At 61.6% G+C, this 25,973-nt stretch carries 22 protein-coding genes; 6 read left to right on the forward strand and 16 right to left on the reverse strand.

Annotated elements, in window-relative coordinates; translation table 11 throughout:
- Positions 1–269: 269 nt before the first annotated feature.
- Positions 270–2,510 carry a primosomal protein N' gene (locus ACOQOT_RS15290; protein WP_420560052.1) on the reverse strand — a complete coding sequence of 747 codons (2,241 nt, stop codon included), beginning with the start codon at positions 2,508–2,510 and terminating at the stop codon, positions 270–272.
- Positions 2,511–2,692: 182 nt separating this feature from the next.
- Between ACOQOT_RS15290 and fsa the strand changes: the two genes are divergently transcribed.
- The 3 genes from fsa to ACOQOT_RS15305 are packed head-to-tail and all read left to right on the forward strand — an operon-like array spanning position 2,693 to position 5,083.
- Positions 2,693–3,349 (forward strand): fructose-6-phosphate aldolase, encoded by a 657-nt coding sequence (gene fsa / locus ACOQOT_RS15295; protein ID WP_420560053.1) that lies wholly within the window; start codon positions 2,693–2,695, stop codon positions 3,347–3,349.
- A gap of 10 nt (positions 3,350–3,359) precedes the next feature.
- The gene (locus tag ACOQOT_RS15300; protein WP_420560054.1) at positions 3,360–4,109 is read left to right on the forward strand and encodes a DUF484 family protein; all 750 of its coding nucleotides are present in this window, start codon (positions 3,360–3,362) and stop codon (positions 4,107–4,109) included.
- Entirely contained in the window at positions 4,070–5,083 is a 1,014-nt protein-coding gene (locus ACOQOT_RS15305) for a tyrosine recombinase XerC (protein WP_420560055.1), read from the forward strand. The genes ACOQOT_RS15300 and ACOQOT_RS15305 overlap by 40 nt, the downstream gene beginning before the upstream one ends.
- 6 nt (positions 5,084–5,089) lie before the next feature.
- Here ACOQOT_RS15305 and lpdA read toward each other — a convergent pair whose 3' ends face one another.
- From lpdA to ACOQOT_RS15335, 6 genes are all read right to left on the reverse strand, one after another.
- Positions 5,090–6,493 carry a dihydrolipoyl dehydrogenase gene (gene lpdA / locus ACOQOT_RS15310; RefSeq protein WP_420560056.1) on the reverse strand — a complete coding sequence of 468 codons (1,404 nt, stop codon included), beginning with the start codon at positions 6,491–6,493 and terminating at the stop codon, positions 5,090–5,092.
- A 54-nt stretch (positions 6,494–6,547) separates the two neighbouring features.
- Positions 6,548–7,843 carry a 2-oxoglutarate dehydrogenase complex dihydrolipoyllysine-residue succinyltransferase gene (gene odhB, locus ACOQOT_RS15315; protein WP_420560057.1) on the reverse strand — a complete coding sequence of 432 codons (1,296 nt, stop codon included), beginning with the start codon at positions 7,841–7,843 and terminating at the stop codon, positions 6,548–6,550.
- A gap of 40 nt (positions 7,844–7,883) precedes the next feature.
- Positions 7,884–10,823 carry a 2-oxoglutarate dehydrogenase E1 component gene (locus tag ACOQOT_RS15320; protein ID WP_420560058.1) on the reverse strand — a complete coding sequence of 980 codons (2,940 nt, stop codon included), beginning with the start codon at positions 10,821–10,823 and terminating at the stop codon, positions 7,884–7,886.
- A 203-nt stretch (positions 10,824–11,026) separates the two neighbouring features.
- Positions 11,027–11,902: a succinate--CoA ligase subunit alpha gene (gene sucD, locus ACOQOT_RS15325; RefSeq protein ID WP_420560059.1), complete on the reverse strand. Its 876-nt coding sequence runs from the start codon at positions 11,900–11,902 to the stop codon at positions 11,027–11,029.
- Positions 11,902–13,071 carry an ADP-forming succinate--CoA ligase subunit beta gene (sucC, locus tag ACOQOT_RS15330; protein ID WP_420560060.1) on the reverse strand — a complete coding sequence of 390 codons (1,170 nt, stop codon included), beginning with the start codon at positions 13,069–13,071 and terminating at the stop codon, positions 11,902–11,904. Before sucC ends, sucD begins: the two co-directional genes overlap by 1 nt.
- A 280-nt stretch (positions 13,072–13,351) precedes the next feature.
- Positions 13,352–14,434, reverse strand: coding sequence for an MBL fold metallo-hydrolase (locus ACOQOT_RS15335; RefSeq protein ID WP_420560061.1), 1,083 nt, complete (start codon positions 14,432–14,434; stop codon positions 13,352–13,354).
- A gap of 90 nt (positions 14,435–14,524) precedes the next feature.
- Between ACOQOT_RS15335 and ACOQOT_RS15340 the strand changes: the two genes are divergently transcribed.
- Complete coding sequence (locus ACOQOT_RS15340) at positions 14,525–15,163, forward strand: TetR/AcrR family transcriptional regulator (protein ID WP_420560062.1); 639 nt, start codon at positions 14,525–14,527, stop codon at positions 15,161–15,163.
- A 78-nt stretch (positions 15,164–15,241) separates the two neighbouring features.
- Here the strand turns inward: ACOQOT_RS15340 and mdh are convergent, their stop codons facing one another.
- The gene (gene mdh / locus ACOQOT_RS15345; RefSeq protein ID WP_420560063.1) at positions 15,242–16,240 is read right to left on the reverse strand and encodes a malate dehydrogenase; all 999 of its coding nucleotides are present in this window, start codon (positions 16,238–16,240) and stop codon (positions 15,242–15,244) included.
- Between the two features lie 486 nt (positions 16,241–16,726).
- Between mdh and ACOQOT_RS15350 the strand changes: the two genes are divergently transcribed.
- Positions 16,727–17,440, forward strand: a complete 714-nt coding sequence (locus tag ACOQOT_RS15350; RefSeq protein ID WP_420560064.1) for a hypothetical protein — start codon at positions 16,727–16,729, stop codon at positions 17,438–17,440.
- 13 nt (positions 17,441–17,453) lie between these two features.
- Here ACOQOT_RS15350 and zapE read toward each other — a convergent pair whose 3' ends face one another.
- From zapE to ACOQOT_RS15385, 7 genes are all read right to left on the reverse strand, one after another.
- The gene (zapE, locus tag ACOQOT_RS15355) at positions 17,454–18,587 is read right to left on the reverse strand and encodes a cell division protein ZapE (RefSeq protein ID WP_420560065.1); all 1,134 of its coding nucleotides are present in this window, start codon (positions 18,585–18,587) and stop codon (positions 17,454–17,456) included.
- Positions 18,588–19,073: 486 nt separating this feature from the next.
- Positions 19,074–19,931, reverse strand: a complete 858-nt coding sequence (locus ACOQOT_RS15360; RefSeq protein ID WP_420560066.1) for an arylamine N-acetyltransferase family protein — start codon at positions 19,929–19,931, stop codon at positions 19,074–19,076.
- Between the two features lie 72 nt (positions 19,932–20,003).
- On the reverse strand, positions 20,004–21,503 hold the full coding sequence (locus tag ACOQOT_RS15365) for a CoA-acylating methylmalonate-semialdehyde dehydrogenase (protein ID WP_420560067.1): 1,500 nt from the start codon (positions 21,501–21,503) through the stop codon (positions 20,004–20,006).
- A gap of 168 nt (positions 21,504–21,671) precedes the next feature.
- Positions 21,672–22,739: an ACR3 family arsenite efflux transporter gene (gene arsB / locus ACOQOT_RS15370; protein ID WP_420560068.1), complete on the reverse strand. Its 1,068-nt coding sequence runs from the start codon at positions 22,737–22,739 to the stop codon at positions 21,672–21,674.
- 19 nt (positions 22,740–22,758) lie between these two features.
- Entirely contained in the window at positions 22,759–23,274 is a 516-nt protein-coding gene (locus tag ACOQOT_RS15375) for an arsenate reductase ArsC (RefSeq protein WP_420560069.1), read from the reverse strand.
- Positions 23,275–23,284: 10 nt separating this feature from the next.
- Positions 23,285–23,743, reverse strand: coding sequence for a VOC family protein (locus tag ACOQOT_RS15380; RefSeq protein WP_420560070.1), 459 nt, complete (start codon positions 23,741–23,743; stop codon positions 23,285–23,287).
- Positions 23,743–24,087: an ArsR/SmtB family transcription factor gene (locus tag ACOQOT_RS15385; protein WP_045443282.1), complete on the reverse strand. Its 345-nt coding sequence runs from the start codon at positions 24,085–24,087 to the stop codon at positions 23,743–23,745. Before ACOQOT_RS15385 ends, ACOQOT_RS15380 begins: the two co-directional genes overlap by 1 nt.
- 135 nt (positions 24,088–24,222) lie before the next feature.
- Here ACOQOT_RS15385 and ACOQOT_RS15390 point away from each other — a divergent pair, with 135 nt between their 5' ends.
- Positions 24,223–25,113, forward strand: a complete 891-nt coding sequence (locus ACOQOT_RS15390) for an alpha/beta fold hydrolase (RefSeq protein ID WP_420560071.1) — start codon at positions 24,223–24,225, stop codon at positions 25,111–25,113.
- Positions 25,114–25,188: 75 nt separating this feature from the next.
- Here ACOQOT_RS15390 and ACOQOT_RS15395 read toward each other — a convergent pair whose 3' ends face one another.
- On the reverse strand, positions 25,189–25,968 hold the full coding sequence (locus ACOQOT_RS15395; protein WP_420560072.1) for a succinate dehydrogenase iron-sulfur subunit: 780 nt from the start codon (positions 25,966–25,968) through the stop codon (positions 25,189–25,191).
- Between the last annotated feature and the right edge of the window lie 5 nt (positions 25,969–25,973).

Below are 25,973 nucleotides of genomic sequence, written 5' to 3' on the forward strand. Positions count from 1 at the left end.
AAGAAAGATCCGCCGACCGGCGAACTTCTCTAACCTATTGAATTTTTTGACTTTTTTGGCACAAAAAGACGCCCGCCAAAGCCGGTGTCCCCTAAGCCGCGCTGTAGGTAACACAAGGTGTAAGGGCTGGCAACACGAGTCCTTACGAAAAGTGAGCGGGTGCGGCAAAAGGTACATCATGCAGGCATAAAAAGCGCTTGTGCCGGTCTTTTCAATTACTTGGCAAAGAAGTGGGGGGCAAAGAAGCGCCCGCCCCGGCAGGGTCGCCCTCAGGAGAAATTATAAGGGTCGATATCCACCGCCACCCGCACGGCGGCCGGAACCTGCACCTGGGCAAGCCACTGGGCGATATAGCCTTGAATATGCGCCTCCCGGCGCGCTTTTACGAGGAATCGCATCCTATGGCGCCCCCGCAACAGGGCGAGCGGGGCGGGCGCCGGGCCCAGCACGTCGATCTTCTCCGAAAGGGGCGCAAGGCGCGCCATATCCCGGGCGAGCGCCTGAAGCTGGTCTAGCCGGGGCGAGGAGAGCACAATGCCGGCAAGGCGCCCATAAGGGGGATAGCCGAGCCGCTCGCGCCCTGCCGCCTCCCGCTCCAGAAAGGCGTCGCGGTCCCCGGAAAGGAGCGCCCGCATCACCCCATGCTCGGGCATATAGGTCTGCATCAGCACCCGCCCCGGCTTTTCCGCCCGCCCCGCCCGGCCCGAGACCTGATGGAGAAGCTGGAAGGTGCGCTCGGCAGCCCGCAAATCCCCGTTCTCAAGGCCAAGATCGGCATCGACAACGCCCACCAGCGTCAAAAGCGGGAAATTGTGACCCTTGGCCACGACCTGCGTGCCGATGATGATATCGACCTCATGCTCCTCGATCTGGCGTACCGCCTCGCGGTAGGCGGCAGGCCCGCGCAGCACATCGCTCGAAAGGAGCGCCACCCTGGCTTCGGGGAAAAGCTCGGTGACTTCTTCGGCGATCCGCTCCACCCCCGGCCCGCAGGCCACCAGCGCATCTTCCGCCCCGCAGGCCGGGCACGCTTTGGGGGAAGGGGCGGTATAGCCGCAATGATGGCAGGCAAGTTCCTTGCGGAAGCGGTGCTCGACCAGCCAGCTGTCGCATTGCGGGCATTCCAGCCGGTGCCCGCAGCTCCGGCAAAGGGTGAGCGGCGCATAGCCGCGCCGGTTCAAAAAGAGCAGCGACTGTTCTTCTTTTGCCAGCACCTGCGCCATGGATTTGACGAGGCCGGGGGAGAGCCAGCGCCCGCGCTCGGGCGGATCGGCGCGCATATCGACGGCAAAGACATCCGGCATTTGCGCGGGCCCGTGCCGCTCTGACAGCACCAGATGCCGGTAGCGCCCCGCCCAGACATTCGCCATGGTTTCGAGCGCCGGCGTGGCGGAGGCAAGCACCACCGGAAAGGCGCCGAGCGAACCGCGCACCACCGCCATGTCGCGGGCATTGTAATGGACACCTTCATCCTGCTTGAAAGCGATCTCATGTTCTTCATCGACAACGATGAGCCCGAGCTCTGCAAAGGGTAAAAAGAGTGCCGAGCGCGCGCCGACAACGATGCGCGCGCGCCCTTCCGCCACCCCGCGCCAGACCCGGCGGCGCTCACGCGCCGGCAGGTCCGAATGCCACTCGGCAGGGCGGCAGCCGAAGCGCGCCTCGAAGCGGTCGAGAAACTGCGAGGTAAGCGCGATTTCCGGCAGGAGAATGAGAACCTGCCGCCCGGCGGCGAGCGCCCTTGCCGCCGCATCGAAATAAACTTCCGTCTTGCCCGAGCCCGTTACCCCATCGAGAAGAAAGGTTTCAAAGCCGCCTTCTTCGACCTGCGCGCCGATTGCGCTCGCCGCATCGTTTTGCGCCGATGAGAGCGCCGGGCGCGGGGCTTCGAGATCCGGCGCGTCGAAACCGCGCTCGGTGGTGAAAGCGACTTTTTCCAGGACGCCGGCATCGGCAAGCCCCTTAACGACACCGGCCGAAACACCGGCTTCTTCGGCAAGCTCACCGGAGCGCCGGGCAAAGCCGTCCCGCGCCACCTCCAGAACACGGGTTCTGGCTGGCGTCATTTTAGGCAGCGCGGCCTCGCCTCCTTCCCTCAGGCGGTAAGCGGTGCGCAGGCGCGGCGGCTCCAGCGCCCCCGGCGCGCGCATGGCAAGGCGCAGCACCATGCCGGGCGGGGAGAGCGTGTAATCGGCCACCCATTCGATGAATTTGCGCAGGCCCTCCGGCATGGGCGGCACATCCAGACGGTCGGTCACTTTCTTAAGTTTTTTATCCGCCACCTCGCCGCTGCCCGGCCCCCAAACGACACCGACCATTAACCTTGGGCCGAGCGGCACGGTCACGTAATCGCCAGGGGCGAGTCTTAACCCCTCGGGAACGAGATAGTCGTATGCTCCGGAAAGAGCGAGCGGCAGGAGGACGCCAACACGTTCCCCGCCCGCCGCCGCGCCTTTCACGGCATGCGGCGCGCTCTCAGGCGAAGCGCTGTGGGAAAGTTTGGTGGTCATGACACGCAAGATTAACCCTAGCCGGACCAAAGGCACATATAAACCTCTCAAGCCTTGCGCGCATCGGCGGCTGCCGTCAAAGTGCTGCCTGGGATCGGGGGATTTTTCAAACGGAAAAAGCTGATGGACGCGTCATGCGCCCGCGCTGCGTTTGATGAAGCCAAAAACGGACGGGAAGCGGTATGAAATTCTTTGTCGATACGGCAGACATTGACGAGATTCGCGAGCTGAGCGAAACGGGCATGCTGGACGGGGTGACGACGAACCCCTCGCTCATGGCCAAGACGGGCCGGCCCATGCTCGACGTGCTCAAAGACATTTGCGCCGCCGTCGACGGACCGGTGAGCGCGGAAGTTACGGCCACCGATTCGGAGGGCATGCTGCGCGAAGGCCGCCATCTGCGCGAGCTTGCCGACAATATCGCCATCAAAGTGCCGCTCACCTGGGACGGGCTGAAAGCCTGCCGCCAGCTCACGAGCGAAGGCACGATGGTCAATGTCACGCTGTGCTTTTCCGCCAATCAGGCTTTGCTTGCCGCCAAAGCGGGGGCGACCTTCGTTTCGCCTTTCGTCGGCCGGCTCGACGATCTCAACCTGAACGGCATGGACCTCATCGAGGACATCCGCACGATCTACGACAATTATCCCGCCTTCACGACCGAGATTCTCGTCGCTTCGATTCGCAATCCGAACCATGTGAGCGAAGCGGCTTTGATCGGCGCCGATGTTGCCACGGTGCCGCCGCAGGTGCTGCGCCAGCTTGCGCAACACAATCTCACCGACAAGGGGCTTGCCGCTTTCCTTGCCGATTGGGAAAAGACCGGCCAAAAGATTGTATGAGTAACGCGCCATGAGCCAGCATAACGATTCGAGCAATCCCCTAAGCCGCGCCGACGAGCCCAAATCGCTGAGCCCGGCGGATGTCAGAAATTATCTTCTGGCCCATCCCGGTTTTCTCGACACCAATCCCGATCTCGTCGAAACACTGATCGCGCCTTCCGCCGAGCATGGCGGCAATGTGCTCGATCTGCAGCAGATCATGGTCAAGCGCCTGCAGCGCCGTGTCGCGCAGCTGAAAGACATTCAGGCCGATCTGATCGAGGCGACCTCCTTCAACGCGCTGGCGCGCGAGCGGGTCCATGCCGCGGTGCTGCGCCTGCTCGATGCCAAGAGCTTCGAGGAACTGATCGATTTCATCATCTCACCCGGCGGCTTGGCCGCTGCCCTTGAAGTGGAAGCGGTGGTGCTCTGCGTCGAATCGGCGACGGAAGTCAGCGGCATCGGGGTGCGCGGCGTGCGCATTCTGGAAAGCGGCGGCGTCGGGCGCATTCTCGGCGTAACCCCTTATGTGCTGGCCGATCATATCGTCGCCTCGCGCGGCCTTTATGGCGGCCTTGCCGATGAGATCGGCTCGGAAGCGCTGATTCGCCTCGACTTTTCTTCTTCCGCCCCGCCCGGCCTGCTTGCCATTGGGGCGCGCGATCCGCAACAATTCCATCCGGACCAAGCGGGCGATCTGATCGAGTTCATTGCCCGCATCATCGAGCGGTGCATGCGCCTATGGCTGGACCTTCCCGTGAAGGACAAAACGCAAGGCTGAAGGAAAAGGCGGGAACGGACGAACCCGACCTGCCGGCCCTCGCCGATGCGCTGCCCGCCGCCCGCGATCTGCGCGATATCTTTCTCACCTGGCTCGAGCATTTAAGCGGCGAGAAACGGGCAAGCCCCAAAACCATCGAACATTATGCCCGCGACCTCACGCGCTTTTGCGAATTCATGGGCGCGCATCTGGGCGGCGCGCCGTCGCTGAAAGATCTGAGCAAGCTGACTACTGCAGATTTCCGCGCCTTCCTTGCCCAGCGCCGGAACGACGGCATCGCCTCGCGCTCGCTCGCCCGCAATCTTTCGGCGCTGCGTATGTTCTACCGCTTTCTGGAACGCGAAGGCCTCAGCGACAATCAGGCACTGCTGCGCATCCGCTCGCCGAAACTGCCGAGCGCCCTGCCGAAACCGCTGCCGGTGGACGCCGCCCGCGCGCTTATCGAAGAAGCGGGAAAGGCACCGCAAGAAGCCTGGATCAGGGCGCGGGACGGCGCCCTCCTCACGCTCCTTTATGGCTGCGGCCTGCGCGTATCAGAAGCGCTCTCGCTGACCGGCGCCGATCTGCCGCTTGGAAAGACGCTGCGCATTCTGGGCAAAGGCCGCAAGGAACGGGTCTTGCCGGTGCTGCCCGCCGCGCGCGAGGCGGTATCTGCCTATACCGCGCTCTGCCCCTATCCGATAGGCGAAGAAGACGCGCTTTTCAAAGGCGTGCGGGGAAAAGCGCTGGGGGCCCGGCAGGTGCAAAAACTGACCGAGCACCTGCGCCTCATTTTAGGGCTGCCCGATAGCGTTACGCCGCATGCGCTGCGCCACTCTTTCGCGACACATTTGCTGGCGGCGGGCGGCGACTTGCGGGCAGTGCAGGAACTGCTCGGTCATGCCAGCCTTTCCACCACGCAAGTCTATACTGCCGTCGAGGACGCGCAGCTTCTGGCCATTTACGACAAAGCCCACCCGCGCGCGCGCCGGTAAGCCAGCCTACATGTGAATGGGCCGCCCATGGACGGCGAGGGCCGCTTCCTTGGTCGCTTCGGAAAGCGTCGGATGCGCATGGCAGGTGCGGGCAATATCTTCCGCCGAGCCGCCATATTCCATCACCGTCACCGCTTCATGTATCATCTCCCCGGCCTGCGTGCCGATAATATGCACGCCGAGCACAGCATCGGTTTCCGCATGAGCGAGAATCTTCACGAACCCGTCCGTCGCCTTGTTCGCCTTGGCGCGGCCGTTTGCGGTGAAGGGGAATTTACCGGCTTTATAAGGAATGCCGTCTTCCTTCAGCTGCTCTTCCGTCTTGCCCACGGCGGCAACTTCCGGGCCCGTATAAACGACACCCGGAATGACATCGTAATTCACATGAGGTTTTTGACCGGCAAGCATTTCGGCAAGCGCCGTGCCCTCTTCCATCGCTTTATGCGCAAGCATCGGGCCTTTCACGGCATCGCCGATAGCATAAATGCCGGGCGCGCTGGTTTTGAAATGCCCGTCTATTTCCACGCGCCCGCGCTGATCCGTATCGACACCTGCATCTTCAAGCCCGAGGCCCGAGGTATAAGGCACACGGCCTATGGCCACGAGAACGATATCGGCTTCCAGCACCTCTTCCTTGCCGCCCTTGGCCGGCTCGACGGAAACCTTCAACGTCTTCCCGGAGGTATCGACCTTCGTCACTTTCGAGCCGAGCTTGAACTTGAAGCCCTGTTTTTTAAGCGTGCGCTGGAAGTTCTTCTGCACTTCCCCATCCATGCCGGGCAGGATGAAATCGAGAAACTCGACCACCGTCACCTCCGCGCCGAGGCGGCTCCAGACCGAGCCCATTTCAAGGCCGATCACCCCGCCGCCGACCACAACGAGACGGCCGGGCACTTCTTTGAGGTCGAGCGCGCCGGTCGAGGAGACCACCCGCTTTTCATCGATCTCGATACCCGGCAACTTGGCGACATCCGAGCCCGTGGCGATGACGATATTCTTTGCCTCGAGCGTGCGGCTGCCGCCCTCATTCAGCTTCACATCGACCTTGCCGTTCCCGGCAAGCTTGCCTGCGCCTTTCACCCATTCGATCTTGTTCTTCTTGAAGAGAAACTCGATCCCCTTCGTATTGCCTTCGATCGCCTCGTCTTTGACCGCCAGCATTTGCGGCAGATCGAGGCTGAGCTTTTCGACCTTGATGCCGAAATCGGCAAAGTGTTTGGCTTCCTCGTAAAGCTCGGACGTATGCAGCAGCGCCTTGGAGGGAATGCAGCCGACATTGAGACAGGTGCCGCCCAGCGCCTCGCGCTTTTCAACACAGGCGACCTTCATGCCGAGCTGGGCAGCGCGGATGGCACATTCATAACCGCCCGGCCCCGCGCCAATGACAACGAGATCGAAAGAATCGGACATCGAAACCCCCTTTAAGGTGGGTGAAGCAACGGGACGGGCGCCCCGGTGATGGACTTAAAGATCGAGCAGCAGGCGCTGCGGATCTTCCAGGCTTTCCTTGACCCGGACGAGGAAGGTCACCGCTTCCTTGCCGTCCACGATGCGGTGATCGTAGGAGAGCGCCAGATACATCATGGGACGGATTTCAATTTTCCCGTCCACGGCCATCGGCCGCTCCTGGATCTTGTGCATGCCCAGAACGCCCGACTGAGGCATGTTGAGAATGGGCGTGGACATGAGCGAGCCGTAAACCCCGCCATTGGAAATGGTGAAAGTGCCGCCCTGCAGATCTTCGAGCTTCAGGTTGCCGTCGCGCGCCTTGGCGCCGAAATCGTTGATCGCCTTTTCGATCTCCGCCAGCGACATGTCCTGCGCGTCCTTGACGACGGGCACGACGAGGCCTTTGTCGGTGCCGACGGCGATGCCGAAATTGTAGTAGTTCTTGTAAACGACCTCATCGCCGTCGATCTCGGCATTGATGGCCGGAATGTCGCGCAGGCCCGCGATACAGGCTTTCACGAAAAAGCTCATGAAGCCGAGGCGCACGCCGTGCTTCTTCTCGAAAAGGTCTTTGTATTCTTTCCGCGCCGCCATGACATTCGTCATATCCACCTCGTTGAAGGTGGTCAGCATCGCCGCCGTATCCTGCGCCTGTTTCAGGCGGCTCGCGATGGTCTTGCGCAGACGCGTCATCTTCACGCGCTCCTCGCGCGCGCCCTGATCTTCGCGCTTGGGCGCTTCCGGCGTTTTTGCCTCCTGAGCCGGTTTGCTTTCCGGCGCGCTTGGCACATCCCCGCGCTTTTCGATGGCTTTGAGCACGTCGCCTTTGACAAGGCGCCCGCCCTTGCCAGTGCCTTCGATTTTGGCCGGGTCGAGATCATGCTCGTCGATCAGCTTGCGCACCGCCGGCGACAGCGCCTCGGAATCATCGTCTTCGCCGCTGTCATCGCTTTTCGATGCGGCAGGCGCTTCGGCCTTCTGCGGCTTGGCTTCTTCTTTGGCCGCTTCCTGCTTCGGTTCTTCTTTCTTGGGCTCTTCCTTCTTCGGCTGCTCTTTCTTGGCGGGAGCGCCTTTGCCCTCGCCGATTTCACCCAAAAGCGCGCCCACTTCCACCGTATCGCCGTCCGAGACCAGAATTTCGGAAAGAACGCCCGCCGCCGGTGCCGGCACTTCCACGGTTACCTTGTCGGTTTCCAGCTCGACCAGCGGCTCATCCGCCTCGACGCTGTCGCCCGGCTTCTTGAACCATTGCGCAACGGTCGCCTCGGTGATGGATTCGCCAAGCGTTGGAACACGAATTTCGGTAGCCATGCGTTCTTTCCTTTTGGCTCAAGGCGGCTGAAAGGGAGGGTCAGTCGATCCTGAGCGCTTCTTTGAGAAGCTGGTTGAGTTCCTGCAAATGTTTGCTCATGAGACCCGTTGCGGGCGAGGCCGCCGCGGGTCGGCCCGCATAACGGGCCCGGTGATAGCGTGAATCGATATGGGTCAGCACCCATTCGACATTGGGCTCGATGAAGTTCCACGCGCCCATATTCTTCGGCTCTTCCTGGCACCAGACGATTTCCGCCTGGGGGAAGCGCGACAGTTCCTTGATCAAGGAACGGGCGGGAAAGGGATAAAGTTGCTCGACGCGCAGAAGATAGACATCGTTGATGCCGCGTTTCTCGCGCTCCTCGTAAAGATCGTAATAGACCTTGCCCGAGCACAGCACCACCCGCTTGATCTTGGAATCTTCGACGAGCTTGATTTCCTGATCCGGCAGCATTTCCGCGTCATCCCAAAGGAGACGGTGGAAAGACGAACCGGTCGCAAGCTCTTTCAGCGAAGATACCGCCCGTTTGTGACGGAGCAGCGACTTCGGCGTCATCAGCACCAGGGGCTTGCGGAAATTACGGTGCAGCTGACGGCGCAGAATGTGAAAATAGTTCGCCGGCGTCGTGCAATTCGCAACCTGCATATTGTCTTCCGCGCAGGCCTGCAAATAGCGCTCGAGGCGGGCGGAAGAGTGCTCCGGCCCCTGCCCTTCGAAACCATGCGGCAAGAGCATGACGAGACCGGACATGCGCAGCCATTTGCGCTCGCCCGAGGAGATGAACTGGTCGATAACGACCTGCGCGCCATTGGCGAAATCGCCGAACTGCGCTTCCCACATAACAAGGCAATTGGGCTCGGCCAGCGTATAGCCGTATTCGAAACCGAGAACGGCGTTTTCCGAGAGCATCGAGTTGATGACCTCATAGGTGCCGTCGGCGCCGATATTGTTGAGCGGCGTATATTCGCCCCCCGTTTCCTGGTCGTGCAGCACGGAATGGCGCTGAGAGAACGTGCCACGCTCACTGTCCTGGCCGGAAAGGCGCACACCGTAGCCTTCCTGCAGGAGCGTACCGAAGGCGAGATGCTCGGCCATCGCCCAGTCGAGCCCTTCACCGGTCTCGATCATCTTGCGCCGGTTTTCCATTAGCCGCTGGATCGTGCGGTGCGGGGCGAAGTCTTGCGGAATTTCCGTCAGCTTCAACCCGAGCTTGCGCAGATCCTCGATCTCGACATCCGTGTCCCCGCGCCGCGCTTCCCCCTCGGCCTTGGACAGGCCCGACCAGCGCCCGTCCAGCCAGTCGGCCTTGTTGGGGCGGAAAGCGTTCGCCGCTTCGAAGTCGCCCTCCAGCCGGTCGTTGAACGCCTGCATGCGCTGATCGGCCTCGTCCTGGGTGAGCGTGCCCTCTTCCACCAGACGGTCGGAATAGATCTTCACCGTGGTCGGATGTTCCTTGATCTTCCGGTACATCAAGGGCTGGGTGAACATGGGCTCATCGCCCTCGTTATGCCCGTTGCGCCGGTAGCAGAACATGTCGATGACGACAGGCTTGCGGAACTTCTGGCGGAACTCCGTCGCCACTTTCGCCGCATAGACCACCGCTTCCGGATCGTCCCCGTTCACATGGAAGATCGGCGCCGCCACCATCTTGGCAAGATCGGACGGATAGGGCGAGGAGCGCGAATTGATCGGGCTCGTCGTGAAACCGATCTGGTTGTTGACGATGAAGTGGATCGAGCCGCCGGACTTATGACCCGTGAGCCCGGAAAGGCCGAGACATTCGGCCACCACACCCTGGCCCGCAAATGCCGCATCGCCGTGAAGGAGCAGCGGAATGACGGTGCCGCGGTCGCGCCCGCGCTGGTCCTGCTTGGCGCGCGCCTTGCCCAGCACCACCGGATCGACGATCTCAAGGTGAGAGGGGTTGGCGGTCAGCGACAAGTGCACCTTGTTGCCGTCGAACTCACGGTCGGAAGACGCGCCGAGGTGATATTTCACATCGCCCGAGCCTTCCACATCTTCCGGATTGGACGAGCCGCCTTTGAATTCATGGAAGATCGCCTGATAAGGCTTGCTCATCACAGCGGCGAGCACATTGAGGCGGCCGCGGTGCGGCATGCCGATGACGATCTCTTCCACACCCAGCGCGCCGCCGCGCTTGATGATCTGCTCGAGCGCCGGGATCGCCGCTTCCGCCCCATCAAGGCCGAAACGCTTCGTGCCGGTATATTTGCGCGCCAGAAACTTCTCGAAACCTTCCGCCTCGATCAGCTTTTCAAGGATCGCGAGCTTACCCTGCTTGGTGAAGGAAATTTCCTTGTCCCGGCCTTCGATGCGCTCCTGCAGCCAGGCTTTTTCCACCGGGTCGGCAATATGCATGAACTCGATGGCGAAGGTCGAACAATAGGTGCGGCGCAGAATGTCGAGCATCTCGCGCACCGTGGCCGTTTCGAGGCCGAGCACATTATCGATGAAGATCGGCCGGTCCATATCTTCCGGACCGAAGCCATAGCTTGCCGGATCGAGCTCCGGGTGGTCCGATTTCGGACGCAGCTTCAAAGGATCGATATCCGCATCGAGATGGCCGCGGATACGGTAGGCGCGGATCATCATCAGGGCACGGATGGAATCGAGCGTCGCCGAGCGGATATCCGCCTGACTGGCGGAGGCGGGCGCCCTGTTTTCGATTTTCGCCTGGATTTTTGCCTGGTCGGCGGCAGGCCAGTTGCTGTCGAGGGCGCTGACCAGCTCCCCGTTCGCATGGACCGGCCAGTCGGCGCGCGCCCAGGAAGGGCCCTTGGCCTCTTTCAGCACATCGTTCTTGTCATCGCCCAGGGAGGAGAAATAGTTCCGCCAATCGGCATCGACCGAGTTCGGGTCTTCTTGGTATTTGGCGTAAAGGCCTTCGACGAAAGTAGCGTTGGCCCCGAAGAGAAAGGAGGTCCGCTCAAATTCGTCGTTCGCGCTGTTTTTGCTCATCAAACGGCCGGTGCGGGAGGCCCGCACCCCCCTTTATGTGAAGATGCCCGGCGTGCCGGTCTTATGGTTAAGAGTGTGGCACGCCGGGGGTTAACTAGCCATTTAAATTCTTGCGACGGCGCTTCAAGAGGCAGGTGCTAACTCATTGAAGCAGCGCAGAAGAATTCGTCCCCGATTCATTTCTTGAGCCGGGGACGCAGGGCTTATTTCTTCAGAAGATCGACCAGCGTGGTGCCGAGCGCGGCAGGCGAATCCGCCACCGCAATTCCGGCCGAGCGCATGGCTTCGATCTTGTCGTCGGCGCCGCCTTTGCCGCCGGCGATGATGGCGCCGGCGTGGCCCATGCGCCGTCCGGGAGGCGCGGTGACACCGGCAATGAAGCCGACCATCGGCTTCTTGACCTTGGAAGCTTTGATGAATTCGGCCGCTTCTTCTTCCGCCGAGCCGCCGATCTCCCCGATCATGATGATCGACTGGGTTTCATCATCGGCGAGGAACATTTCCAGCGCGTCGATGAACTCCGTGCCCTTCACCGGGTCGCCGCCGATCCCGATACAGGTCGACTGGCCGAGATTGGCTGCCGTGGTCTGCGCCACCGCTTCGTAAGTCAGCGTGCCGGAGCGCGAGACGATGCCCACAGAGCCGCGCTTATGGATGTGGCCCGGCATGATGCCGATCTTGCATTCGTCCGGCGTGATGACGCCCGGGCAGTTCGGCCCGATGAGACGGGTGTTCGAGCCGTCGAGGGCGCGCTTCACCTTCACCATGTCGAGCACCGGAATGCCCTCGGTAATGCAGACGGCCAGCTCGATGCCCGCATCGATGGCTTCCAGGATCGCATCGGCCGCGAAGGGCGGGGGCACATAGATCGCCGACGCATTCGCGCCGGTCTTTTCCACCGCTTCGCCCACCGTGTCGAAGACCGGCAGATCGAGATGCGTGCTGCCGCCTTTGCCGGGGCTCACGCCGCCGACCATCTTCGTGCCGTAGGCAATCGCCTGTTCGGAGTGGAACGTGCCCTGATTGCCGGTGAAGCCCTGGCAAATGACTTTGGTATTCTTATCGACCAGAACAGCCATTACGCGGCCTCCTTCACGGCTTTGGTAATTTTGTCTGCGGCATCGGCAAGATTATCCGCCGAGATGATCGGCAGACCGCTTTCCGCCATGATCTTCTTACCGAGATCCACATTCGTGCCTTCAAGGCGCACGACCAGCGGCACATTGAGCGAGACTTCCTTCGCCGCGGCGACAACGCCCTCGGCAATGATGTCGCAGCGCATGATGCCGCCGAAGATGTTGACCAGAATGCCGTTCACATTCGGGTCCGACAGAATGATCTTGAACGCCGCCGTCACTTTTTCTTTCGTCGCGCCGCCGCCCACATCGAGAAAGTTCGCCGGCTCTTCGCCGTAGAGCTTGATGATGTCCATCGTCGCCATGGCAAGGCCTGCGCCGTTCACCATGCAGCCGATCGTGCCGTCGAGCTTGACGTAGTTCAGATCGTATTTCGAGGCTTCGATCTCGCTCGGATCTTCTTCGTCGAGATCGCGCAGCTCAGCGAGATCCTTGTGACGGTAAAGCGCGTTATCGTCGAAATTCACTTTTGCATCGAGGCAGAGCAGATCGCCATCCTTGTTGACGATCAGCGGATTGATTTCGAGCATGCTCATATCCGCATCGACAAAGGCTTTATAAAGGTTCTGGATCAGCGCCGTGCACTGCTTCACCTGATCGCCCTTGAGGCCAAGCGCGAAAGCGACACGCCGGCCATGGAAACCGGAAACGCCGGAGGCCGGATCGACAGAGAAGGTGAGAATTTTTTCGGGGCTTTCCGCCGCCACTTCCTCGATATCCATGCCGCCTTCGGTGGAGGCGATGAACGCGACGCGGCCCGTGGCGCGGTCGACGAGGCAGGAGAGATAAAGCTCGCGCTCGATGGCCGAGCCGTCTTCGATGTAAAGGCGCTTGACCTCTTTGCCTTCCGGTCCGGTCTGGTGCGTGACCAGCGTCAGGCCGAGCATCCGCTTGGCTTCGGCTTCGACCTCTTCGATCGACTTGACGACTTTCACACCGCCCGCCTTGCCGCGGCCGCCCGCGTGGATTTGCGCTTTGACGACCCAGATGGGACCGCCGAGTTCTTTCGCCGCCTTCACAGCTTCCTCTGCCGTGAATGCCGGAATGCCCTTGGCAACGGGCACACCGTATTTCGCAAGGACAGCTTTCGCCTGGTATTCGTGAATATTCATATGGACTCGACCGGCTGAGGCATGCGCGGGACCCACACATGCGAGGGTTATAAAAATTGCCTAATCGGTGCCGAGTTATAGCACTCGTCACTCCGATAGCAACCGCGAACTGCGGTCCTTTGCCGCAGCCAAGCGTGACGCGGCGCAAAGAGAAAAAATGAACGTATTTTCAGTTCGCAGCCGCGCTGCCGCCTACCCTGCAACACAAACTGCCAATGCAAAAGGGGCAACCGAAGCTGCCCCTTATAAAGGTATCCATCGCCGCTTTGTCAGCGCCTCATCACCACTGGCTCTCCTGAATGTCAGAAGAGTTCACCGGCAATTTCAGATAGAGCCCGTCCCGGCCAATTTCGACATTCGCCGGACGCACCTCGGAGACACCGCGCAGAAAGATCGAGCGGGCAAGCGCGTTGGGCAGCGGCGGCACCACATGGGAATAAACGAGAAGCCCCGCTCCCGCCTCATTGGCCGCTTCCGCCGCTTCCACCGGGCTCGTGTGATAGGTCAGCGTATCGCGCAGGATCTGCGCGGTATCGGGCAGGCGCGGTTCGATGCCGCGCGCCAGCGTTTCGACCATATGCGGGGCAAGCGCCTCATGCACCATCACGTCCGCGCCCTTGCCGTGGCGCACGACATTGGGATGCTTCACCGTATCGCCTGAAAAAACAACGGAACGGTCCTTGTAATCGATCCGGTAGCCATAGGCCGGGTCCACCGGCGCATGGCCGACGCGGAAAGCGGTGATCTTCAGCCCGTCTTCCTCAAGCACCACCGCTTCTGAAAAATCATTGAGCAGCGGTACGGGCTCGGGCGCATAGCGCGCGCCGGAGGGCGGCATGATTTCCGCGCCGTGATGCGCGGTTCTGTAAACGCTGTCGAGCGCATAGGCCGCTGAAAACCCGTCCGTCACTTGTTTCACACCAGCAGGACCATAGACCTTGAGCGGTTCATGCCGCCCCTGCGCCCAGCTCTGCAGCACGATATTGGGCAGGCCCGCAATATGGTCCGAATGGAAATGGGTGAGCAGCACGCCCGATAGCGCGCCGATGGGCATTTGCAGCGCGGCGATCTTTTCCGCCGCCCCGCCGCCCGCATCGATCAGGAAAAAGCGCCCGCCTGCAAAGACCCCGATACAGGCCTGGCCCCGCTCCGCATCGGGCAGCGGCGAGCCCGTGCCGCAAAAAACAATATGGAGCGCATCATCGTCCAGAAGCGCAGTGCGCACATGGCCCGCCCGCGCCTCCACCGCCCGGGTGAAAAGCGCATCCTGCACGGCCGGCACTTGCAGCGCCCCGTAAAGCGCGCCCGCCAGAAGCACGGCCACGCCCAAAATGCCCACGCCCAGTTTTCCCCGCTTTGTCATGCTCGCTCCTATAAACATGAACTTGAATTCAAATTCATATTCCGTCAGAATAGACCCTGCGTCAAGCGCCATCCTTTGCCTGGAGAAAAGATGCCCGAGCCCCTTCCCTCGCCTGCCCCCGCCATGCGCCGCGCCAGCCAGGCCCGCGCCCGCGACAAGCAGGAAAAGCTGCTCGGCGCCGCCCTCACCCTTGTCGCCGAACGCGGCTTCGAGGACGTAAAGATGAGCGACATCACCGCGCGGGCGGACTGCGCGGTCGGCACCGCCTATTACCTCTTCGGCAACAAGGAAGGGCTCTTCCGGGCGCTGAAGGAGCGCTTCACCGAAGAGATGAATACCAAGATCGACGCGCTGGGCGAGCGCCCGGAATTGGCAACCGCCCCTCTTGCCGACGTGATGGGGGAAATCGTGTACGCCATTCTGGCCGATCTGCGCGCCAATGAAGGCGTGTTGCGCGCCGCCCTTGCCCGCTCGGCCAATGCACCGGATGAATGGCTGAGCTTCCGCGATCTCGTGCAGCGCTTGCAGCACCGCCTGGCCGGGGAGCTTGGCCCGCGCCTCAAAGAGATCGCTCATCCCGACCCGCGCCTGGCGCTCGGCTTTGCGCTGCAGCTCATTTTCAGCACAGCAGCCAATACGCTGCTCAACGATCCGGGCCCTTTACATCTGCATGACAGCGCGCTCGAGCGCGAGCTGACCCGCATGGCCTGCGCCTATCTCGGCCTTTAAGACGCCCCGGCAAACAGGAGGCAAAAGAAAAGGGGCCGCCGCAGCAGCCCCTTTGAATTTTCCGGCAATGCGGAAAACTTATTTCTTCTTGGCCTTGCCTTTGGGCGCGGCGCCCTTGGCAACGGCCGGATTGATTTTCTTGCAGGCATCGACCAGGCCTTTGACCGAGCCGACGGACTTGTCGAAGTTTTTCTTTTCCGACGCGTTGAGGTTGATCTCGACGATCCGCTCCACGCCTTTATCGCCGATCACGGTGGGAACGCCCACATACATGTCTTTCACGCCATACTGGCCGTTCAGATAGGCCGCACACGGAAGAACGCGCTTCTGGTCTTTCAGATAAGACTCGGCCATGGCGATGGCGGAAGCGGCCGGCGCATAGAAAGCCGAACCGGTTTTCAGAAGGCCGACGATCTCCGCGCCGCCGTCACGCGTACGCTGCACGATTTCATCGAGGCGCTCTTTCGTGGTCCAGCCCATCTTCACCAGGTCAGGGAGCGGGATACCGGCAACGGTCGAATAGCGCGTCAGCGGCACCATCGTGTCGCCGTGGCCGCCCAGCACGAAAGCGCTGACGTCTTTCACCGACACGTTGAATTCCTGCGAAAGGAAATACTGGAAACGGGCGCTGTCGAGCACACCCGCCATGCCCACGACTTTGTGGTGCGGCAGGCCGGAGAACTGGCGCAGAGCCCAAACCATCGCGTCGAGCGGGTTGGTAATGCAGATGACGAAAGCGTTCGGCGCATGCGCGGCAATGCCCTCACCCACCTGCTGCATGACCTTGAGGTTGATTTCCAGAAGATCGTCGCGGCTCATGCCCGGCTTGCGCGGCACACCGGCGGTCACGATCACCACATCGGCGCCTTTGATGTCTTTGTACTTGGTCGTGCCGGAATAAGCGGCGTCGAAACCGTCAACGGGGGAGGACTCGGCAATATCGAGCCCCTTGCCCTGCGGGATGCCGTCGGCAATGTCGAAAATGACCACGTCGCCGAGTTCTTTAAGGCCGGCAAGATGAGCGAGCGTGCCGCCGATCTGCCCGCCGCCGATAAGTGCAATCTTTTTGCGCGCCATGAAAATGCCTCCGGAATGATGCCTATAAGCTGCCAAGCTGAATGCCTTGGCAGCGGGCGTTGAGTGTGCGCGGCGTTCAGGCCGGTTCTAAGGCCTAGCTTCGGTCTTGGGGGCCGCACATCGTTAATCCGCGTGCCTAGTAGCGTGAAATCGCTGCGCCCGCAATGGTTTCGCCCCTCAAAAGACCGTATTTCGGCCTGCCCCGGCCCTTGGCGGGCCGCCTGGAATGCCTGCCCGGCGCCCGTTCGCCATTAACCATGACGCCCGTGCCAGATTGACTCACAGGGCAAGGAAGCGCACGATAAAAAAGCCTGAAAAGTATGGCTGCCGATCGCACTATTCGCCGTCCTGTCAAGGAATGGGCGCAAACTGGCGAAGGGCGGCTCAGGCACCAGCGCGGGCCCCATAAGGACGGGGGCAAGATCCGGAGCCGGCGCTAGGCGTTAACGCGTAACATGGGGGCGGGCAGCAATGCCGAAGGGGTTCGTGAGTTTCGTTAAATCTTCCATTTCCGGCCAGCCGGGCAAGGGGCGCAAGCTGCGCAATGCAGCGCTGACCGCCGTACTCGGCCTATCCTTGAGCGGCTGCGGCGCGCCGTTGATCGGCGCCGTGACGGTGGGCGAGGTGCTCACCATTGCCGGGATTTCCGCCAGCTTCATTACCGGCCGCGATCTGACCGAACATGCGCTTTCCGCCGCCACGGGCAAGGACTGCCGGATGCTGGAAAGCGTTCTGCGCTCCGACCGCGGCTTTTGCGAAGAGCACGGCTCCACCGCCACGAAAGAAGATTTCGGCGGGCTGATGGCCCTCCTGGAGCCCGACACAGCGGGCACCGCAACGGCGCTGGCAAGCGCCCATCAGCCGCGCCTTGCCGCTGCTGAAATTCACGGCTTCCGCCCCATCGACCGGCAGAAGCTGGAGCGTAATTTCACCCTCGACCGGGCCGCCGTGCCCGCCAAGACGAAAGCCCGCGGCGAGCGGCTTTCCTTCGGCTTCCTGCAGGCTTCCTACGGGCAGACCTGGAGCTATGAGCTGACGGCGGAAAAGAAGCTGCAAGTAGCCGAAGCCAAAGCGGCAGGCGAAGCAGCAAAGCGGGATAACACGCCGGTGAAAACGGCCGCCGTGAACACCCGGCCCGAGCCGAAGCCGCTGCCGGCCCAGCGCTCGGACGGCAAGGTGATTTTCCCGATCACCCGCTAAAAGATACGGTCTCTCAATCGGCGGCATGAAGGGCGGCATCCTCGCCCAGATACTCCGCCGATTGCATTTCCATCAGCCGCGACACCGTGCGCTCGAACTCGAACGCCCCGTCCCCTGAAGGATAAAGCGCCTGGGGCGGCGCTTCGGCGGAGGCGACGAGCTTTACGCGGGCCTCGTAAAGCGCATCGATCAGCGTGACGAAGCGCTTGGCCTCATTGCGCCGCGCGGGCCCGAGCTGGGGAATATCGTCGATCAGCACCGTGTCGAATGTTTCGGCGATTTTCAGATAATCGGCCGCGCCGAGCGGCTTTTCACAAAGATCGGCAAAGGAAAAGCGCGCCACGCCGTGGGCCGCGCAGGGCACTTCCACCGCCCGCCCCTTCACTTCAAGGCGCCGCGCATGACCCTGCGCCCCGTCGGTCAGCGCGGCGAAAGCCTCGTCCATTGCGGCGCGGGCGGCGGGCCCAAGCGGTGTATAATAGACCTGCATACCCATCATCCGGTCGAGCCGGTAATCGCGCTCGCTTTCAAGGCTGAGCACTTCCATCTCTTCCTTGATGAGAGCGATGAAAGGGAGAAACCGGTGCCGGTTGAGCCCGCCCTCGTAAAGCCCGTCGGGCGCCCGGTTCGACGTGGCGACCACCACCACGCCCCGCTCGAAAAGCGCCGTGAACAGGCGCCCGAGGATCGAGGCATCGGCAATGTCATGCACCTGAAATTCATCGAAGCAGAGAAGCTGGGCTTCTGCGGCGATCAGGTCCGCGACGGGAGGAATGGGATCATCGCCCTTGGCCTTGCCCGCCTTTTCTTTTTGCCGCCAGGTAAAGATGCGCTCATGGGTCTGCGACATGAAGGCGTGAAAATGCACCCGGCGCTTTCGGGTAAGAGGCGCGCCCTCGAAGAAAAGATCCATCAGCATGGATTTGCCGCGCCCGACATCGCCCCAAAGATAAATGCCTTCCGGCGGGCTCACCGGTTTGCCGATACCGAAGCGGCGTAGCGGCCCCGCCTTCTTGCCTGGCCGCCAAGATAAAAGCTCGTCATGCAGGCGCGCCAAATGCCCCGCCGCCCGTTCCTGCGCCGGGTCATGCGCGATCTCGCCGGCCGCGACACGCGCGCGGTATGCCTGTAAGGGCCCCTCGCTCATGAGGCGCTTTTAGCGCATATGCCGCAGAAAGCAATCGCTTCGCGGGGAAGAACAATTGACGAACGAGGTGTGCCTGATGATAGGAGTGCGTTTGAGGGTTACTGCAGGCGCTGTCGTATTACAGGAAGCTGCATGGCCCCCGGCTCGGGGGCCGGGGTGACACGGAGTGTATTGGGAAAGCTCAGTGCCCGCTCCACACGCATGCCGTCACCCCGGGCTTGACCCGAGGTCCATGAAGCGGCGCGGCAAACACGCACCTCAAAGCAAGGCGAAGCTGCCCGCCGCCGTCAAACGCAAATGGCGCTTCGATGTGAACGAGGCGGAGTAGCGATCCGCTGAGAGGCTACATGGACCCCGGCTCGGGGGCCCAACTCGTGGACCGGGGTGACACGGAGTGCATTGGGAACGCTCAGCACCCGTTCCAAACTCATGCCGTCACCCCGGGCTTGACCCGGGGTCCAAGAAGCGGCGCGGCAACCACCTGCCTCAAAGCGAGGCGGTCAGCCCCACGAACTTCTCCAGCACCGGCACCTTGTCCTGCGCAACGGGCAGATCGAAATGCTCATCAAGCGCGGCGGCGATTTCTTCGGCGGAAGAAAGCAGATGCGTTTCCGGTTCCTCGCCCACCGCGCGAACCGTCAGCATGTCATTGAAGAGCATTTTGCGCAGGCCCGGCGCCGGGCGCTCGGCGATGAGGTAATTGACGAAAAGCGAGGAGGGATGCGTGGAGGTGAACCAATTGCCGAGCTCGTAATCGGCAGCCGCCGCCGTCTCCAGCCCGAAAGCGCAAATGTCGCCCCAGCGGTTGCCAAGATCGGCCTGCAGAAGAAGGCTGCTGCCCTCCTCCACCAGGCGGAAATCTTCGTGAGAGGTTTTCTGCACAAGGCCCGGCACGAGTTTGAGCGGCACCGTCTGGCGGATACCGCCAAAGCCCGCATCCACCAGATAAGGCCCTTCGGGCAGATGCACGCGGATCAGCATATGAGTGAGGCCCGTGGGCGGCGCGCCCTCCGGCATCATCCAGCGCACACGCCCGATCAGCCCGTCTGCCTTGAAACCGAGTTGCCGCAGCACGCGCAACAAGAGCCCGTTCTGCTCGAAGCAGTAGCCGCCGCGCCGCTCGCGCACGATCTTGCGCTGCAGACTTTCCGGATCGAGCGCAATGCCGCGCCCGAAAAGAATATTGAGATTTTCAAAGGGCACGGAGGTGGCCTGCGCAAACTGAAGGCCGCTCAGCGTTTCGAAGTCCGGTTGGCGCGGGCCCTGATAGCCGATCCGCACAAAATAAGCATCGAGATCGACCGGGCTTTCTTCGGGCAGAGCAGCTTGAGCTTGAGCGGACATGGGATGACTCCAAGAAAAAGGCGCTGCCATTAGATGGCAACGCCTTCATGTTCCGCAAGAACCAATCAGGGTCTATTTCATGGTCGGGATGACGAAGCTCGAACCTTCCTTGACGCCGGTCGGCCAGCGCGAGGTGACGGTTTTCACCTTCGTATAAAAGCGTACGCCTTCCGGCCCGTGCTGGTTCGTGTCGCCGAAGGCCGAACGCTTCCAGCCGCCGAAGGAATGATAGGCAAGCGGCACCGGGATCGGCACATTGATGCCGACCATGCCGACCTGCACCTGGCTGGCAAAGCTGCGCGCCGCATCCCCGTCACGGGTGAAGATCGCAACGCCGTTGCCGTATTGATGTTTCGTCGGCAGCGCCGCAGCTTCCTCGAAATCCTTCGCCCGCACGATCTGGAGGACCGGACCGAAAATCTCTTCCTTATACATGGACATGTCCGGCGTCACTTTGTCGAAGAGCGAGCCACCGAGGAAGAAACCGTTCTCATAGCCCTGCATGGAAAACTCGCGGCCATCGACAAGCAGCTCCGCGCCTTCCTTGACGCCGAGATCGATGCAGGCCTTCACCTTCTCGCGGTGCTGGGCGGTGACGAGCGGGCCGTAATCGGCATCGGGGTCGGTGGAAAGGCCGACTTTGAGCGACTGCACGCGCGGCACGAGTTTTTCAACGAGCCGGTCCGCCGTCTCCTCGCCCACCGGCACCGCAACGGAGATCGCCATGCAGCGCTCGCCCGCCGAGCCGTAGCCCGCGCCGATCAGATCATCGACCACGCGGTCCATATCCGCATCCGGCATGATGATGGCGTGGTTCTTCGCCCCGCCCATCGCCTGCACGCGCTTGCCGTGCGCGGCAGCCGTGCCGTAAATATATTCGGCAATCGCCGAGGAGCCGACGAAGCTCACCGCTTCGATGGCGGGATCGGTCAAAAGCGTGTCCACCGCTTCCTTGTCGCCATTTATGACGTTGAGCACACCTGCGGGCGCGCCCGCTTCCATCATCAGCTCGGCCAGACGCAGCGGCACGGAGGGATCTTTTTCCGAAGGCTTGCAGACGAACGTATTGCCGCAGGCAATGGCGACACCGAACATCCACATCGGGATCATGGCCGGGAAGTTGAAGGGCGTGATGCCGGCGGCAACGCCGAGCGGCTGGCGCATCGAATACATGTCGATGCCGGGGCCTGCGCCTTCGGTGTACTCGCCTTTGAGAAGATGGGGAATGCCGCAGGCAAATTCGATGACTTCCAGCCCGCGCTGCACATCGCCCTTGGAATCGGCGATCACCTTGCCATGCTCGTTGGAGAGCATTTCGGCAAGCTCGTTCATATTGGCTTCCACCAGGCGCTTGAACTCGAACATCACCCGCGCGCGGCGCTGCGGGTTGACGGCGGCCCAGTCCGGAAACGCCTTTTCGGCGGAGGCGATCGCGGCGCGCACTTCATCGGCGCTTGCCAGCGGCGTGCGCGCGGAAACCTCGCCGGTATTCGGATTGTAAACATCGAGGAAACGGCCGCTCTGGCCCTTCACGGCCTTACCGCCGATAAAATGCGTGAGTTCTTTGGTCATTTTTTTCTCCCGGCTGGGGCCCGAGATCCGGGCAGACGCCTTCCTGCCTGTCTGCTTAACGCCGCAGCCCGGCGCCCGCAAGCCCCGCTCACGGTCTCTTGCGCTCCTTGTCGAGTATATTGGCCAAAAGTCCGAAGCCGCGCCGAAAAGGCAGAGCCCGCCCCTGCGTCAGGCAGGAAGGCGGGCTTCCGTGCCGGTAAACCAGCGCTTTTTCAGCCAGAGCGCCACGGAGACAAGCGAGATCAGCACCGGCACTTCCACGAGCGGGCCGATGACCGTAGCAAAGGCGACGGGCGAAGCGATGCCGAACGTGGCGATGGCAACGGTAATGGCAAGCTCGAAATTATTGGACGCCGCCGTGAAGGAGAGCGAGGTGGTGCGTGCATAATCCGCCCCCAAGAGCTTGCCCATCACGAAACTCACCGCGAACATGACGAAGAAATAGATCGCGAGCGGCAGCGCGATGCGCAGCGCATTGAGCGGCAGGGTAAGCACCGCCTCTCCCTTCATGGCGAACATGACGAAAATCGTGAAGAGCAAGGCGGCAAGCGTCAGCGGGCCGATGCGCGGCAGGAAAGTATTCGCGTACCAATCCTCGCCTTTGCGCGCGCGCAGGACTTTGCGGGTGAGATAGCCGCCCGCGAACGGCACACCGAGATAAAGGAAAACGGCGCCCGCCACGGTCCAGAACCCGATATCGAGAATCTGGCCTTCAAGCCCGATAAGCGGCGGCAAGACGCCGAGAAAGAACCAGACATAGGCGGGAAAGAAGAGAAGCTGGAAGAGCGAATTGAAGGCGACAAGGCCGGCCACATATTCGTTGCTGCCGCGGGCAAGCTGGTTCCAGACAATGACCATGGCAATGCAGCGGGCAAGACCGATGATGATGAGACCCGTCATGTAAGCCGGTTCATCGCGCAGAAAAATCACCGCAAGCGCAAACATCAAGACAGGACCGATCAGCCAGTTCTGAATAAGCGAAAGGAGCAGCACCTTTCTGTCTTCAAAGACGCGCGGCAGCTCTTCGTATTTCACCCGCGCAAGCGGCGGATACATCATGAGAACGAGCCCGGCGGCGATCAGGAGATTGGTCGAACCTATCGAGAACGAGCCGAAAAGATGAGCGGCGCCCGGAAAGAACGTGCCCAGCACCGTGCCCGCCGCCATGGCAGCGAAAATCCAGAAGGTGAGATAGCGGTCGAGAAACGAAAGGCCGCAGGGCTGGCTATCGGCCATGACACAATCCTGAAGAAAACTAGAGGGAAGGAGCAGGCGCGGTCTTGCCGATTTCATCGAGCCGCTCTTTCACGCCAGCCCGGCCCAGACTGGCAAGCGGCAGGCTGGTGAAAATATCGATCCTTGTACGGATCTGCCGGAAGACATCGAGAAAATGCGCTTTCGTCTCGGTTTCCGAGCCGTCAAACGCATCGGGATCGGGAAAGGGCCAATGGGCGCTGACCGGATGGCCGGGCCAGATGGGGCAGACCTCATTCGCCGCGTTATCACACGTGGTGATGACGAAATCGATCTCCGGCGCGCCCGGCCCCTCGAACGCCTCCCAGCTTTTGCTGGAAAGACCTTCCACCGCGATGCCGGCAAGACGCAGCGTTTCAAGGGCGCGCGGATGGACACGCCCTTTCGGACTGCTGCCCGCGCTATAGGCCTTGAACCGGTCCCCTGCCGCATGATTGAGATAGGCTTCCGCCAGAATGCTGCGGCAGGAATTCCCGGTGCACAGGAAAAGCACGTTGAAGAGATGCTTCTCGCTCATCACGCCTCCCTCAGCAGCAGCCGGAGAGGCCGCAGCCGGTAATGTTTGCCGCCTGTGCGGGCGGGACGTCATAAGCGTCCGCTTCCAAGTTGGAATGCCCGCGCTCCTCGGTCTGATGGAAAGTGTAGAAGGCTTCCCACGCCACGCCGTCCGGGTCCGTCGTCCAGCTTTTCTCGGACTTGTGATAGCAGCATGTCGTCACGCCTTCGGGCAGATAGGGCGCTTCGGCCTCTTTCAGACGGTCAAAGACCTCATGCAGCTCTTCTTCGCTTTCGGTTTGAATGCCGGCATGGGTGAAGCCCGGCGTGCCGCCGCCCCCTTCGATGACGAAATTGACGCGCGGATCGTCCAGCATCCATTTGGCGTAATCGTCTTTACGCAGGCTCGGCGCGGCGCCGAAAAGCTCGGTGTAGAACGCGATGGATTTTTCCAGATCGCTTGCATTGAAGCTCACATGAAGGCGTTTCATCACACACACTCCTTTTCCAGAGAAAGGGTTTGAACGGAGCCGCAGGCCCCGCCGCAGCAATCTTCGAGCAGGTATTGCGTCAAAGCCTGCATGGCACCGAGCTCGGCCCGGTAAATGATCGAGCGCCCTTCCCTGCGCGCCTGGATGAGCCCGGCCCGCGCCAGCTCTTTCAGGTGAAAGGAAAGGGTGGGCTGAGCAACGCCCAGCGCCTCGGCCAGCGCGCCGGCGGCCAGCCCGCCCGCCGCCGGGTCCGGCGAATGGGCCCGCACCAGGGCCCTGAAAACCTGCAGCCGGGTTTCCTGAGCAAGGGCGCCAAGGGCGAGAATGACATCTTCCTGTTTCATAATTCGATACTTATGGAAATATCGAATCATTTCAAGAGGTCTCGAAATATTTTTATGAAGCCCGCCCCGCTTTATCCCCGCCCGGCGAATTGAGTGGTACATGTGTGGCGACTTAAATCAGGGAAGGGGGATTTCATGCGCGTGGTTGTTATGGCGGGCCTGGCGCTCGTGTTTTTCGCAGGGATCTGGGCCTATTGGAGCTACCGGGAAACATTGCCCCGGCAGGCCGCGGGCACGCTCAAACTGGCCGAGCGGGAAGGCGCGGCGCTGAGCTACTACGTTTCGGGCAACGGCCCGCTGGTCATCATGATCCCGAGCCTCGGGCGGGCGGCGAGCGATTTCAACGAGCTGGCCGGCGCGCTGAACGGGGCAGGCTTTCGCACCGCCGCCATCGACCCGCGCGGCATGGGCAAAAGCTCAGGCGCGGAGGCGGAAGGCCTGACCCTGCATGATCTTGCCAAGGACATCGACACGATTGCGCATGAAGAAGCGCCCGGCGAAAAAATCTTCGTCCTCGGCCATGCCTTCGGCAACCGCGTGGCGCGCACCTATGCGAGCGACTTTCCGGAAAATGTAAAAGGCACGCTGCTTCTGGCCGCCGGCGGCAAAGTGCCCATCGCCCCGCGCATCCGCAAAGCGCTGGGACGCAGCTTTTATGTCTTCGCGCCGGATTTCTGGCGCAGGCCCGAAGTAAAGCTCGCCTTCTTCGCCGACGGCAACACAGTGCCGGATTACTGGATGAGCGGCTGGAACTGGAAAACCGCCAAACTGCAAGTTGCCGCGACACAGTCCACACCCGCCAAGGAATGGTGGCAGGGCGGCAGCGCGCCCCTTCTCATCATCCAGGCGATGCAGGACACGATTGCCCCGCCCGAACACACATCCGTGCTGCTGAAAGAAGAATTCGGTTCCCGCATCACCGTCGCGGAAATCGAAAATGCCGGTCACGCGCTCCTGCCGGAACAGCCCGAAAAGATTGCCGAAGCCGCCATCCGTTTCCTGCGCGAGAAAGACAGCGCGCCTTAGACCGGTAACAAGCAAAAGGCCGCCCCGAGGGACGGCCTTTGCAACTTTCCGGGCAACTTCCGGATGCCGGAGAGGTTAGACGCGGCGTTCCACCATCATCTTCTTGATCTCGGCAATCGCCTTGGCCGGGTTGAGGCCCTTCGGGCAGGCCTTGGCGCAGTTCATGATCGTGTGGCAGCGGTAAAGCCGGAAGGGGTCTTCCAGATTGTCGAGCCGCTCGCCGGTTGCCTCGTCGCGGCTGTCGATCAGCCAGCGGTAGGCCTGGAGAAGCACGGCCGGGCCGAGATAGCGGTCGCCGTTCCACCAATAAGAAGGACACGAGGTCGAGCAGCAGGCGCACAGAATGCACTCGTAAAGCCCGTCGAGTTTCTCGCGGTCTTCCGGCGACTGTTTCCATTCTTTTTCCGGCTCCACCGTCTTGGTCTGCAGCCAAGGTTCGATGGAGGCGTGCTGCGCATAGAAATTGGTGAGATCGGGCACCAGGTCCTTCACCACCGGCATGTGGGGCAGCGGGTAAATCTTCACATCACCCTTCACCTCATCGATGCCCTTCGTGCAGGCCAGCGTATTCGTGCCGTCGATATTCATCGCACAGGAACCGCAAATGCCTTCGCGGCAGGACCGGCGGAAGGTCAGCGTCGCGTCGATCTCGTTTTTGATCTTGATCAGCGCGTCGAGCACCATGGGCCCGCAGGAGTCGAGATCGACGTCATACGTATCTATGCTCGGATTTTCGCCGTCATCCGGGTTCCAGCGATAGACGTGGAACTTCCGTACATTCTTCGCATCCTTCGGGCCCGGATGGGTCTTTCCCTTTTTGACGCGGGAATTTTTCGGCAGTGCAAGTTCAACCATTTGCG

Origin of the sequence: Tepidicaulis sp., from assembly GCF_965222285.1 — a bacterium.
Classification (GTDB): domain Bacteria; phylum Pseudomonadota; class Alphaproteobacteria; order Parvibaculales; family Parvibaculaceae; genus Tepidicaulis.

Coding starts and splice junctions, on each gene's coding strand:
- ACOQOT_RS15290 (WP_420560052.1), bottom strand. CDS start 2,510: ATGACCACCAAACTTTCCCACAGCGCTTCGCCTGAGAGCGCGCCGCAT.
- fsa (WP_420560053.1), top strand. CDS start 2,693: ATGAAATTCTTTGTCGATACGGCAGACATTGACGAGATTCGCGAGCTG.
- ACOQOT_RS15300 (WP_420560054.1), top strand. CDS start 3,360: ATGAGCCAGCATAACGATTCGAGCAATCCCCTAAGCCGCGCCGACGAG.
- ACOQOT_RS15305 (WP_420560055.1), top strand. CDS start 4,070: ATGGCTGGACCTTCCCGTGAAGGACAAAACGCAAGGCTGAAGGAAAAG.
- lpdA (WP_420560056.1), bottom strand. CDS start 6,493: ATGTCCGATTCTTTCGATCTCGTTGTCATTGGCGCGGGGCCGGGCGGT.
- odhB (WP_420560057.1), bottom strand. CDS start 7,843: ATGGCTACCGAAATTCGTGTTCCAACGCTTGGCGAATCCATCACCGAG.
- ACOQOT_RS15320 (WP_420560058.1), bottom strand. CDS start 10,823: ATGAGCAAAAACAGCGCGAACGACGAATTTGAGCGGACCTCCTTTCTC.
- sucD (WP_420560059.1), bottom strand. CDS start 11,902: ATGGCTGTTCTGGTCGATAAGAATACCAAAGTCATTTGCCAGGGCTTC.
- sucC (WP_420560060.1), bottom strand. CDS start 13,071: ATGAATATTCACGAATACCAGGCGAAAGCTGTCCTTGCGAAATACGGT.
- ACOQOT_RS15335 (WP_420560061.1), bottom strand. CDS start 14,434: ATGACAAAGCGGGGAAAACTGGGCGTGGGCATTTTGGGCGTGGCCGTG.
- ACOQOT_RS15340 (WP_420560062.1), top strand. CDS start 14,525: ATGCCCGAGCCCCTTCCCTCGCCTGCCCCCGCCATGCGCCGCGCCAGC.
- mdh (WP_420560063.1), bottom strand. CDS start 16,240: ATGGCGCGCAAAAAGATTGCACTTATCGGCGGCGGGCAGATCGGCGGC.
- zapE (WP_420560065.1), bottom strand. CDS start 18,587: ATGAGCGAGGGGCCCTTACAGGCATACCGCGCGCGTGTCGCGGCCGGC.
- ACOQOT_RS15360 (WP_420560066.1), bottom strand. CDS start 19,931: ATGTCCGCTCAAGCTCAAGCTGCTCTGCCCGAAGAAAGCCCGGTCGAT.
- ACOQOT_RS15365 (WP_420560067.1), bottom strand. CDS start 21,503: ATGACCAAAGAACTCACGCATTTTATCGGCGGTAAGGCCGTGAAGGGC.
- arsB (WP_420560068.1), bottom strand. CDS start 22,739: ATGGCCGATAGCCAGCCCTGCGGCCTTTCGTTTCTCGACCGCTATCTC.
- ACOQOT_RS15375 (WP_420560069.1), bottom strand. CDS start 23,274: ATGAGCGAGAAGCATCTCTTCAACGTGCTTTTCCTGTGCACCGGGAAT.
- ACOQOT_RS15380 (WP_420560070.1), bottom strand. CDS start 23,743: ATGAAACGCCTTCATGTGAGCTTCAATGCAAGCGATCTGGAAAAATCC.
- ACOQOT_RS15385 (WP_045443282.1), bottom strand. CDS start 24,087: ATGAAACAGGAAGATGTCATTCTCGCCCTTGGCGCCCTTGCTCAGGAA.
- ACOQOT_RS15390 (WP_420560071.1), top strand. CDS start 24,223: ATGCGCGTGGTTGTTATGGCGGGCCTGGCGCTCGTGTTTTTCGCAGGG.
- ACOQOT_RS15395 (WP_420560072.1), bottom strand. CDS start 25,968: ATGGTTGAACTTGCACTGCCGAAAAATTCCCGCGTCAAAAAGGGAAAG.